This is a genomic window from Pseudoalteromonas sp. SCQQ13, from assembly GCF_015864415.1.
Lineage (GTDB): Bacteria > Pseudomonadota > Gammaproteobacteria > Enterobacterales > Alteromonadaceae > Pseudoalteromonas > Pseudoalteromonas nigrifaciens.
Window position 1 is genome coordinate 1 of sequence record NZ_JADYXG010000015.1, and the last position, 12,729, is coordinate 12,729.

A 12,729-nucleotide genomic window follows, 5' to 3' on the forward strand; every position below is an offset into this window, starting at 1 on the left:
ACTAGCTCAAGTAGCTCTTCGTCATCAACCATGTCACATTTGTTCATGAACACGATGATGTAAGGAACGCCAACTTGACGAGAAAGTAGGATGTGCTCACGCGTTTGTGGCATAGGGCCATCAGTCGCAGCAACTACTAAGATAGCGCCATCCATTTGAGCAGCACCAGTGATCATGTTTTTAACATAATCGGCGTGACCAGGACAATCTACGTGTGCGTAGTGACGTGTAGGTGTATCGTATTCAACGTGAGACGTTGAAATAGTGATACCACGTTCGCGCTCTTCTGGAGCGTTATCGATTGATGCGAAATCTTTAGCAACACCGCCGTATACTTTTGCAAGTACGTTAGTGATTGCTGCAGTTAGTGTAGTTTTACCGTGGTCAACGTGGCCGATTGTACCTACGTTTACATGCGGTTTTACGCGTTCAAACTTTGCTTTTGCCATCTTAAAAAATTCCTATAAAGAAATTAAAGTCTAACTCACTATTGAGTTAAACAAGCTAAAAATCATATTACAGCGCGAGCTGAAATTATTGTCTCTGCAACATGTTTCGATGCTTCGGCGTACTTCAAAAACTCCATAGAGTATGAAGCACGACCCTGTGTTGCAGATCGTAAGTCAGTAGCATAACCAAACATTTCAGAAAGGGGAACCTGTGCATTAATTTGCTTCAGTCCACCTAATGCATCTTCCATGCCTTCGATCATGCCGCGGCGACGGTTTAAGTCACCAACTACATCACCCATGTTTGCTTCAGGAGTGAGTACTTCAACCTTCATTACTGGCTCTAAAAGTACCGGGCTCGCTTGCAGCGCGCCTTGCTTCATTGCCAATGAACCTGCTATTTTAAATGCCATTTCATTCGAGTCTACATCATGGAATGAACCATCATATAAAGTCGCTTTAACGCCAAGTAATGGGTAGCCTGCCAGCACACCTTGAGACATTTGCTCTTGGATGCCTTTGTCTACCGCAGGGACGTATTCTTTGGGAATAGAACCACCTACAGTTTCGTTAACGAACTCGTAAATTGGTGCTTCGTCATCCGTAATATCCATCGGTTCAAGTTTAAGCCAGACGTGACCATATTGACCACGACCACCTGATTGACGTATAAACTTACCTTCAACTTTAACAGTTGAACGGATAGCTTCTCGGTATGCAACCTGCGGCTTACCAACGTTACATTCAACACTGAATTCACGTTTCATACGTTCGACGAGGATATCGAGGTGAAGTTCACCCATGCCAGATATTATAATCTGACCCGATTCTTCGTCGGTTTGTACACGAAAAGATGGATCTTCAGCCGCTAGTTTACCCAGCGCGATCCCCATCTTATCTTGGTCAGCGATTGTGCGAGGCTCAACCGCAACAGAGATTACTGGTTCAGGAAATTCCATACGCTCAAGCGTAATAATGGATTTCGGATCACACAGTGTTTCACCTGTTGTTACGTCTTTGAGACCAATAGCCGCCGCGATGTCGCCTGCGAAGACTTCTTTGATCTCTTCACGTGAGTTTGAATGCATCTGTACGATACGACCAAGACGCTCACGCTTACTTTTAACTGGGTTGTATACCGCGTCACCCTGTTTAACAGTACCAGAGTAAACACGGAAAAAAGTTAAGGTGCCAACAAACGGGTCCGTTGCAATTTTAAATGCAAGTGCAGCAAACGGCGCTTTATCATCAGCAGGACGCTCTTCTTCGGTACCATCTTCTAGGATACCTTGAATTTGTTTCACTTGCGTAGGAGCAGGCATGTATTCAACAACGCAATCAAGCACTGCTTGAACACCTTTGTTTTTAAATGCGCTACCACACGTCATAGGAACAATGTCGTTTGCTAATGTACGTTGGCGTAAAGCTTCTTTTATTTCGGCTTCACTTAACTCTTCACCCTCTAAGTATTTATCCATTAGTTCTTCAGTAGCTTCAGCAGCACTTTCAACTAAATGAGAGCGCCATTCATCGGCTAATTCCTGAAGTTCTGCCGGTATTGCCTCATAAGTGAAAGTCATTCCCTGGTCCGCTTCGTTCCAGTTAATAGCTTTCATCTTAATCAGGTCAATAACACCTTTAAAGCCGTCTTCAGCGCCTATTGGCAACTGAATTGGAACAGGCGTTGCTCCAAGACGAGATTTCACCTGGTCAACAACTGCAAAGAAGTCAGCGCCTGTGCGATCCATTTTGTTTACGAAGATCATTCTTGGAACTTCGTATTTGTTCGCTTGACGCCAAACTGTCTCAGTTTGCGGCTGTACACCAGATGAAGCACAAAGAACAACTACCGCACCATCTAATACGCGTAAAGAACGCTCTACTTCGATAGTGAAATCAACGTGTCCTGGAGTATCAATAATATTGATACGATGAGCGTCAAATTGAGCGTCCATCCCTTTCCAGAAACACGTAGTTGCAGCAGAAGTGATTGTGATACCACGCTCTTGTTCCTGCTCCATCCAGTCCATAGTTGCAGCACCATCATGCGTTTCACCGATCTTATGAGAAAGACCCGTGTAAAACAGAATACGTTCTGTTGTGGTGGTTTTGCCTGCATCTACGTGAGCGCAAATACCGATATTACGATAGCGCTCAAGTGGAGTTGTACGTGCCATAAAATCCTCTTAAAGGTTAAGGGCAGATTACCAACGGTAATGAGCGAATGCTTTATTCGCTTCAGCCATACGGTGAACGTCTTCACGTTTCTTAACCGCAGTGCCTTTGTTGTCAGCAGCGTCAACGATTTCTTGAGCTAAACGTAAGCCCATAGATTTTTCGCCACGCTTACGAGCAGCGTCTACTAACCAACGCATACCTAATGCGTTACGACGAACTGGACGTACTTCAACTGGTACTTGGTAAGTTGAACCACCAACACGGCGAGATTTAACTTCTACCTGTGGGCGGATATTATCAAGTGCCGTTTCAAAGATTTCTAGGTGCGACTTGCCTGATTTCTCAGCAGCCACATTTAGCGCACCATAAACGATTTTTTCAGCAGTAGATTTCTTGCCATCTAACATTACGATGTTTACGAATTTCGCAAGAAGCTCCGATCCGAACTTAGGATCTGGAAGAATTTTACGTTGACCTATTACGCGTCTTCTAGGCATTTTGTATCTCCGGTTTATTCAGGTTTGCTCTTATCGAGTCAATAACCCAAAACAATAATTAAAAATATTTAGTGCTTGGCCTTACTAACGGAGAACTATTAGCCTTTAGGGCGTTTAGTACCGTATTTAGAACGAGCTTGGCGACGATCGCTAACGCCTGCACAGTCAAGTGCACCACGAACGGTGTGAAAACGCACACCTGGTAAATCTTTAACACGACCACCACGGATTAGGATTACACTGTGCTCTTGAAGGTTATGACCTTCACCACCAATGTATGAAGTTACTTCGAAACCGTTAGTTAAACGTACACGAGCTACTTTACGTAACGCCGAGTTTGGTTTCTTAGGTGTAGTTGTATATACGCGAGTACATACACCGCGCTTTTGCGGACACGCTTTAAGCGCAGCTGAGTTACTTTTCGTAACCTTGCTACGGCGTGGCTTACGCACTAGCTGGTTAATAGTTGCCATTTAAATAGCTCCTGAAATTAGAATTACTACTGAAAAAATAAAAAATCCGCCCGTTTTTACAAGTTTGTTTTAAACGCACAGGTAAATGGGTGGCGGAATTTTAATGAGCAAAGATTGACCTGTCAACCTAAACCGCTCGCAAGGTAGAAGATATCTACCTTGCGAAAACCTAATCTATTGATTTGGTTTAGTTTATTGATTTCCAGATAAATCCGCATTTAAAGCATCAGTTAGCGCTTGAGTTGCCTCTTCTGCACTTACAGTCTGCTCTTCTACTACATTTCTTTGCTTACGGCGAGCCATACGTTCTTGATGATACGAAAAGCCGGTACCGGCTGGGATCAAACGACCCACTATTACGTTTTCTTTCAGACCGCGTAACTCATCGCTCTTACCATTCACTGCTGCGTCGGTTAAAACACGTGTTGTCTCTTGGAAAGAGGCTGCAGAGATGAAAGATTCTGTTGCTAGTGATGCTTTTGTGATACCCATTAACTGGATTTCAAACTTAGCTGGGATCTTACCTTGAGCTTCAAGGTCGCGGTTTGCGATATTAACGCGTGCCACTTCAATTTGCTCACCGGCTAAGAAGTCAGTATCACCACCGTGCATAATGGTACATTTACGTAACATTTGACGAATAATAGTTTCAATGTGCTTGTCATTGATCTTAACGCCTTGCAAACGGTAAACCTCTTGCACTTCGTTAACAATGTAGTTAGCAACATGAGTCACACCACGTAAGCGTAAGATGTCATGCGGTGATTCTGGACCATCGGCGATAACTTCACCTTTAGACACTCGTTCACCTTCAAACACGTTAAGTTGACGCCATTTAGGGATCATCTCTTCGTAATGATCACCTTCATCTGGTGTAATAACTAAACGCTTCTTACCTTTAGTCTCTTTACCAAAGCTAATTGTACCGGTAACTTCAGCTAAAATAGCTGGTTCTTTCGGTTTACGAGCTTCGAATAAATCGGCTACGCGTGGTAGACCACCCGTGATATCACGAGTTTTCGAACCTTCTTGCGGAATACGTGCTAATACGTCACCAGGGTTTACTGTCGTGCCGTCAACTACTTCAATCGTAGTGAATGAAGGTAGACGTGTTTCTTGTAAGCCGCGCTCTTCACTTTCAATGATAAGCTTAGGTTCTTTCGCATTCGCTTTAGAAAGATCTTTAACAACTATACGGGTTAAACCGGTTAGTTCATCTGTCTGTGTTTCAGTATTCGAGTCATCGATATCGCTGAACGATACTTTTGACTTATGCTCAAGTACGATTGGGTGACTATGCGGGTCCCAAGTAGCAACGATGTCGTTACCTTGAACTTCTGCATTGTCTTGTACTGTTAATACTGCACCGTAAGGTACTTTATAACGCTCTTTTTCACGGCCATAACTATCAATGATAGTAATTTCCGTAGAACGCGAAATAATAGCAATCTTACCGTCTGTATTTAATACGTACTTAGCGTTGTGAAGCTTTAATGTACCGTTAGTTTTAACTTGTACATTATTCTCAGCAGACGCTCTAGATGCCGCACCACCGATGTGGAATGTACGCATCGTTAACTGTGTACCTGGCTCACCAATTGATTGTGCCGCGATAACACCTACTGATTCACCTGCGTTGATGATATGGCCACGTGCTAGGTCACGACCGTAACAGTTAGCACAAACACCAAAGTCATTATCACACGTGATAACAGAACGTACGCGAACTTCATCTACTGAGTGCTCTTCTAAAAGGTCACACAGTTTTTCGTCAAGCATAATGTTACGCTCAACTAGTACTGTATTAGTACCAGGAATAACAATATCTTCAGCAACAACACGACCTAGTACACGTTCACGAAGCGCTTCTACAACATCACCACCTTCAATAAGCGGTTTCATTGTTAAGCCATCTTCTGTGCCACAGTCGTCTTCATTGATTACCAAATCTTGTGCAACGTCTACTAGACGACGCGTTAGGTAACCAGAGTTAGCTGTTTTAAGTGCTGTATCGGCAAGACCTTTACGCGCACCATGCGTTGAGATGAAGTACTGAAGTACGTTTAGACCTTCACGGAAGTTAGCTGTGATTGGTGTCTCGATGATTGAACCATCTGGACGTGCCATTAGACCACGCATACCCGCCAACTGACGGATCTGAGCAGCACTACCACGAGCACCTGAGTCGGCCATCATAAACACTGAGTTAAATGACGCTTGCTCTACTTCTTCACCTTGTGCATTAATAACTGTGTCTTTCGACAAGTTAGACATCATCTCACGTGATAAGTTTTCATTTACACGTGACCAAATATCGATAACTTTATTGTACTTTTCACCAGCCGTTACAAGACCTGATTGGAATTGTTGGTTGATTTCAGTAACTTCAGCTTCAGCTGATTCAATGATCTGCGCTTTAACCGGTGGGATAACTAAGTCATCAATACCGATTGAAACACCTGACTTCATTGCATAATGGAAACCGGTGTACATAATTTGGTCAGCAAACATAACTGTGTCTTTAAGACCAAGACGACGGTAACACTCATTAATTAAGCCAGAAATCTGCTTTTTACCTAGCGGCTGATTGATTGACTCATACGGCATGCCTTTTGGTAAAATTAGCGACAGAATTGCACGACCAACAGTTGTATCAATAACAGTGATAGTATCTTCTACTACGCCGTTTTCGTTTTTAACTGATTGACTAATACGTACTTTCACAATTGCGTGAAGGTCTGCATTGCCACTACGGTATGCTTTTTCTGCTTCTTTTGGATCTTTAAATATCGCGCCTTCGCCTTTAGCGTTAATACGGTCACGAGTCATGTAATAAAGACCCAATACAACATCCTGTGAAGGAACGATGATTGGCTCACCATTCGCAGGAGATAGAATGTTGTTTGTAGACATCATTAAGGCACGAGCTTCAAGCTGCGCTTCAATTGTTAGCGGTACGTGTACCGCCATTTGGTCACCATCGAAATCGGCGTTGTAGGCCGCACATACTAATGGATGCAAATGAATCGCTTTACCTTCGATAAGCACAGGTTCAAACGCTTGGATACCCAAACGGTGAAGTGTTGGTGCACGGTTAAGTAATACTGGATGTTCACGAATTACTTCGTCAAGCACATCCCATACTTCCGGCATTTCACGTTCAACCATCTTCTTCGCAGCTTTGATTGTCGTAGCCATGCCGCGACGCTCTAATTTGCCATAGATAAATGGTTTGAATAGCTCAAGTGCCATCTTCTTAGGAAGACCACATTGGTGAAGCTTAAGTGTAGGACCCACTGTAATTACAGAACGGCCTGAATAATCCACACGCTTACCAAGTAAGTTCTGACGGAAACGACCTTGCTTACCCTTGATCATATCGGCAAGAGATTTAAGAGGACGTTTGTTAGAACCTGTAATTGCACGACCACGACGACCGTTATCAAGTAGCGCATCTACCGCTTCTTGTAACATACGTTTTTCGTTGCGTACGATAATATCTGGTGCTGCTAAATCTAATAGACGCTTAAGACGGTTATTACGGTTAATAACACGACGGTAAAGGTCATTTAGATCAGACGTCGCAAAACGACCACCGTCTAGTGGTACTAATGGGCGTAGATCAGGTGGCAATACTGGAAGTACTGTCATGATCATCCATTCAGGGTTATTACCTGATTGGTGGAACGATTCCATTAACTTAAGACGTTTAGTGATTTTTTTACGCTTAGTTTCAGAGTTAATTGTTGGTAACTCTTCACGCATTTCAGCAATTAATTGTGCAAGATCGAGTTCACGAAGCAAGTCTAAAACTGCTTCAGCACCCATCTTAGCTTCAAATTCATCACCATGCTCTTCAAGTGCATCTAAGTATTCTTCTTCACCTAATAGCTGACCACGCTCAAGCGTTGTCATACCAGGCTCAGTTACTACGAATGATTCGAAGTAAAGAACACGTTCAATATCACGAAGCGTCATATCTAGCATTAAGCCGATACGTGACGGTAATGATTTTAAAAACCAAATATGCGCAACTGGGCTCGCAAGGTCAATATGACCCATACGATCGCGTCGCACTTTAGTGAGTGTAACTTCAACGCCACACTTCTCACAGATCACACCGCGGTGTTTAAGACGCTTATATTTACCACATAAGCATTCATAATCTTTCACTGGGCCGAAAATACGGGCACAGAATAAGCCATCGCGCTCAGGCTTGAAAGTACGGTAGTTAATAGTCTCAGGTTTCTTTACTTCACCGTATGACCACGAACGAACCATGTCTGGTGAAGCAAGACCAATGCGAATTGCATCGAATTCTTCGGTCTTATTTTGTTGCTTCAGAAACTTAAGTAAGTCTTTCACCTTAGCTCTCCTGTCGGAGTTAATCTTGAGGACGGGTAGTCTCGTCCCTACATTCTATTCGGCCGTAACAGATGCTGCAGCGTTAACTGCAGCATCTAATTGGCTTAATTTTCTTCCAACTCGATGTTGATACCCAGTGAGCGGATTTCTTTTAACAATACGTTAAACGATTCTGGCATACCTGGTTCCATTTTATGGTTACCATCAACGATGTTTTTATACATCTTAGTACGACCGTTCACGTCATCCGATTTCACTGTTAGCATTTCTTGTAGAGTGTAAGCAGCACCGTAAGCTTCAAGTGCCCATACTTCCATCTCACCAAAACGCTGGCCACCGAACTGTGCTTTACCACCCAGCGGCTGCTGAGTAACAAGGCTATAAGAACCAGTAGAACGCGCATGCATTTTGTCATCAACTAAGTGATTCAGTTTCAGCATGTACATGTAACCAACGGTTACTTGACGTTCGAACTGATCGCCAGTACGGCCATCATAAAGTGTAACCTGACCACTTCTTGGGTAGCCCGCAAGCTCTAGCATGTCTTTGATTTCGTTTTCTTTCGCGCCATCAAATGCTGGAGTAGCTATTGGTAAACCACCTTTTAAGTTTTCAGCCAAACGACGAATTTCGTCATCTGTAAAGCTATCAATGTCTACTACTTGACGAGATTCGCCAATTTCGTAGGCTTGCTTGATGAAGGCGCGTAACTCATGCAGCTCACGTTGCTCTTTCATCATTTCTTCAATGCGTTCACCAATACCACGTGCAGCTAGACCCATATGTGTTTCAAGGATCTGACCGATGTTCATACGTGATGGTACACCCAGTGGGTTAAGTACGATATCTACCGTACGACCTTTATCATCGTATGGCATATCTTCTACTGGTACGATAGTCGAGATAACACCTTTGTTACCATGACGACCCGCCATTTTATCACCCGGTTGGATACAACGTTTAACAGCTAGGTATACTTTAACAATCTTAAGTACGCCAGGTGCTAGGTCATCGCCTTGAGTGATTTTACGACGTTTGTTTTCAAACTTCTTATCGTATTCAGCTTTAAGCTCGTCATACTGGGCTGCTAATTGCTCAAGCTCAGCTTGCTTGTCTTCTTCAGCAAGGCTTTGCGTAAGTAGCTTCTCAGCATTTAATAACGCTAATTTGTCTTCATCAAAGCCAGCTGCGATAAGTAACTTACGCGCACGGTCTAATACACCAGCTTCTAGAATACGGAACTCTTCGTTGAAGTCTTTCTTCGCATCGCGAAGCTGCATTTCTTCAACTTCTAACGCACGCTTATCTTTTTCAACACCATCACGGGTGAAAACTTGCACGTCAATTACAGTACCAGTTACAGAATTTGGTACACGTAAAGAGCTGTCTTTAACGTCAGACGCTTTTTCGCCGAAGATAGCTCGTAGTAGCTTCTCTTCAGGAGTTAATTGCGTTTCGCCTTTCGGAGTCACTTTACCTACTAGAATATCGCCGCTTTTAACTTCAGCACCAATATAAACAACGCCTGATTCATCAAGCTTGCCTAGTGCAGATTCGCCCACATTCGGGATATCTGCAGTGATCTCTTCAGAACCTAATTTAGTATCACGGGCAATACACTGTAGTTCTTGAATGTGGATAGTCGTTAGACGATCTTCTTCAACTACGCGCTCTGATAGTAAGATTGAATCCTCGAAGTTATAACCATTCCATGGCATAAATGCCACGCGCAAGTTTTGACCAAGAGCTAAGTCGCCCAAGTCAGTCGAAGGACCATCTGCTAACACATCGCCACGAGTAACCGGTTCGCCAACCATACAAGTTGGTTTTTGGTTAATACATGTATTTTGGTTAGAACGTGTGTATTTGGTTAAGTTGTAAATGTCGATGCCCGCTTCGCCTGGAACGCGTTCTTCTTCATGTACATTAACAACGATGCGACTTGCGTCACAATACATTACTTCACCACCACGTTTTGCAACGATAGTAACACCAGAGTCTTTCGCTAGTGTTAACTCAATACCAGTACCTACTAACGGCTTATCCGCTTTCAATGTTGGTACTGCTTGACGTTGCATGTTTGAACCCATCAATGCACGGTTAGCATCATCGTGTTCTAGGAACGGGATAAGTGCTGCCGCTACAGAGATCACCTGTTGTGGTGATACATCCATATATTGCTGGTCCATACGTCCCATAAAGGTAGATTCACCTTTGTGACGACATGGAATAAGTTCATCTACAAACTCATTGGTTTCGGTTAAGTTTGAGTTCGCCTGTGCGATAACAAACTGACCTTCTTCAATGGCTGATAGGTAATCAACTTCATCAGTTACAACACCGTCTACCACTTTGCGGTAAGGTGTTTCTAAGAAACCATAATCATTAGTACGTGCGTACGTAGATAATGAGTTAATTAGACCGATGTTTGGACCCTCAGGAGTCTCGATTGGACATACGCGACCATAGTGAGTTACGTGAACGTCACGTACTTCAAAGCCTGCGCGCTCACGAGTTAGACCGCCCGGCCCTAATGCAGAAATACGACGTTTATGCGTTACTTCTGATAGCGGGTTATTTTGGTCCATGAACTGTGATAACTGAGACGAGCCGAAGAACTCTTTAACCGCTGCCGAAATAGGCTTAGCGTTAATAAGATCTTGTGGCATTATCGCATCTAGGTCACCTAAGCTTAAACGCTCACGTACAGCACGTTCTACACGCACTAAACCTACACGGAATTGATTCTCAGCCATTTCGCCAACACTACGTATACGACGGTTGCCTAAGTGGTCAATATCATCTACATCGCCAACACCGTTACGAATAGCAATCAATACTTTCATAACCGACACGATGTCTTCTTTGCTTAATGTGCCTGGGCCTGTATCGGTATCGTAACCAACACGGCTATTGAACTTCATACGACCTACCGTTGATAAGTCATAGCGCTCTTCTGAGAAGAACAAGTTCTGGAATAAGGCTTCAGCCGCGTCTTTCGTCGGTGGCTCGCCTGGGCGCATCATGCGATAAATTTCTACTAATGCTTCTAAACGGCTGCTTGAAGAGTCAATGTTCAATGTATTTGACATGTAAGCACCGCTGTCCACTTCATTGATATATAACGTATCAATTTTAGTGTGACCGGCTTTAACCAATTCAGCCATTAATTCAAGCGTTAGCTCGTCATTTGCATTAGCTACAACTTCACCTGTTGACTCATCAACATAGTTTTTCGCTAATACGCGACCAATGATGTACTCATGTGGTACTTCTAATTGCTTAATGCCTTTTTTCTCGATGTTCTTGATATGGCGAGCCGTAACACGACGACCACTTTCAACAAACACTTCACCGTCTTCGCTCTTAATATCAAAAGCGGCGGTTTCACCACGTAAACGTGAAGGTACCAGTTCCATAAGAACTTTACCGTCAGTTACTTCAAACGTAGTGTTGTCGAAGAAAATACCAAGAATGTCTTCACTCGAGTACTCAAGTGCACGTAAGATAATAGACGCCGGTAATTTACGACGACGGTCAATACGTACATATAAGTTATCTTTTGCATCAAATTCAAAGTCTAACCATGAACCACGATATGGGATAACACGTGCGTTATATAACACTTTACCCGATGAGTGAGTTTTACCGCGGTCGTTATCAAAGAATACACCAGGGCTACGGTGTAGCTGAGAAACGATAACACGCTCTGTACCATTGATTACAAAGGTACCGGTATCGGTCATGAGCGGAATTTCGCCCATGTAAACTTCTTGCTCTTTAATGTCTTTAACTGTGCCTGGAGCTTCTTTGTCCATAACTACAAGACGCAATTTCACGCGAAGTGGAGCAGAATAAGTCACACCGCGAATTTGACATTCTTTTACATCGAAAACTGGCTCGCCAATACGATAACTTACGTATTGCAGCTCAGAATTTCCTGAGTAGCTTTTAATTGGGAACACAGAACGGAAGGCTGCTTCCAAACCATGATCGCCATCAGCGTCAGGCACTAAGAATTTTTTAAACGATTCTAACTGTGTAGATAGTAAGAAAGGTATATCCAAAACTTGTGGACGTTTACCAAAATCCTTACGGATACGTTTCTTTTCAGAATAAGAGTAAGCCATGGGGTTCCTCAGCTTGCTGATCTTTGACCCGACCTGTTCTTGTAAGAACAGACTTAACTGGCATCTATGCCAAGATTTACAACATTTGATTGTTGTTCTAATTTAGTCCCACTTTAACACTAGCAAACTATAAAGCGTTGAAAGTAAAGAAAAAACCAGATTTTATTTGAACTAAAAGAGTGCATCACTCTATAGCGCAAAAAGGCCGGTGATTAAATAATCACCAGCCCTTGCCTGATTTCTCAGGCAGCGAACTTAGCAAAAGCTAAATTACTTAACCTCAACTTCAGCACCAGCTTCAGTAAGGTCTTTAGCAAGAGCTTCAGCTTCTTCCTTAGAGATACCTTCTTTAACAGGTGTTGGTGCAGCTTCAACAAGAGCTTTCGCTTCTTTAAGGCCTAGGCCAGTTGCGCTACGAACTGCTTTGATTGCAGAAACCTTGTTAGCGCCAGCGCCAGTAAGGATTACATCAAATTCAGTCTTTTCTTCAACTGCTTCAGCAGCTGGACCAGCTACCATACCAGCAGCAGCAGTTACGCCGAATTTTTCTTCCATTGCTTCGATAAGAGCAACAACGTCCATTACTGACATTTCAGCAATTGCGTCAAGGATTTGGTCTTTAGATACAGACATTTCA

7 protein-coding genes are annotated in these 12,729 nt (G+C 43.2%); all 7 read right to left on the reverse strand.

The features are described 5' to 3' along the window. The coding region (locus tag I6F41_RS12585) for a GTP-binding protein (protein ID WP_197108533.1) at positions 1-449 on the reverse strand (449 nt) is incomplete at its 3' end. 62 nt (positions 450-511) lie between these two features. Further along, positions 512-2,626 (reverse strand): elongation factor G, encoded by a 2,115-nt coding sequence (gene fusA / locus I6F41_RS12590; RefSeq protein WP_011326943.1) that lies wholly within the window; start codon positions 2,624-2,626, stop codon positions 512-514. Positions 2,627-2,653: 27 nt separating this feature from the next. Further along, positions 2,654-3,124 (reverse strand): 30S ribosomal protein S7, encoded by a 471-nt coding sequence (gene rpsG / locus I6F41_RS12595; RefSeq protein WP_011326942.1) that lies wholly within the window; start codon positions 3,122-3,124, stop codon positions 2,654-2,656. A 98-nt stretch (positions 3,125-3,222) separates the two neighbouring features. Continuing rightward, the gene (gene rpsL, locus I6F41_RS12600; RefSeq protein WP_008165517.1) at positions 3,223-3,597 is read right to left on the reverse strand and encodes a 30S ribosomal protein S12; all 375 of its coding nucleotides are present in this window, start codon (positions 3,595-3,597) and stop codon (positions 3,223-3,225) included. A gap of 192 nt (positions 3,598-3,789) precedes the next feature. Next, positions 3,790-7,962, reverse strand: a complete 4,173-nt coding sequence (gene rpoC / locus I6F41_RS12605) for a DNA-directed RNA polymerase subunit beta' (protein ID WP_011326941.1) — start codon at positions 7,960-7,962, stop codon at positions 3,790-3,792. A 104-nt stretch (positions 7,963-8,066) separates the two neighbouring features. Beyond that, positions 8,067-12,092 (reverse strand): DNA-directed RNA polymerase subunit beta, encoded by a 4,026-nt coding sequence (rpoB, locus tag I6F41_RS12610; protein WP_086995185.1) that lies wholly within the window; start codon positions 12,090-12,092, stop codon positions 8,067-8,069. 270 nt (positions 12,093-12,362) lie between these two features. After that, a complete protein-coding gene (gene rplL / locus I6F41_RS12615; RefSeq protein WP_011326939.1) occupies positions 12,363-12,725 on the reverse strand; it encodes a 50S ribosomal protein L7/L12 in 363 nt (120 codons plus the stop codon). Positions 12,726-12,729: the final 4 nt, after the last annotated feature.

Coding starts and splice junctions, on each gene's coding strand:
- rpoB (WP_086995185.1), bottom strand. CDS start 12,092: ATGGCTTACTCTTATTCTGAAAAGAAACGTATCCGTAAGGATTTTGGT.
- rpsG (WP_011326942.1), bottom strand. CDS start 3,124: ATGCCTAGAAGACGCGTAATAGGTCAACGTAAAATTCTTCCAGATCCT.
- rpsL (WP_008165517.1), bottom strand. CDS start 3,597: ATGGCAACTATTAACCAGCTAGTGCGTAAGCCACGCCGTAGCAAGGTT.
- fusA (WP_011326943.1), bottom strand. CDS start 2,626: ATGGCACGTACAACTCCACTTGAGCGCTATCGTAATATCGGTATTTGC.
- rplL (WP_011326939.1), bottom strand. CDS start 12,725: ATGTCTGTATCTAAAGACCAAATCCTTGACGCAATTGCTGAAATGTCA.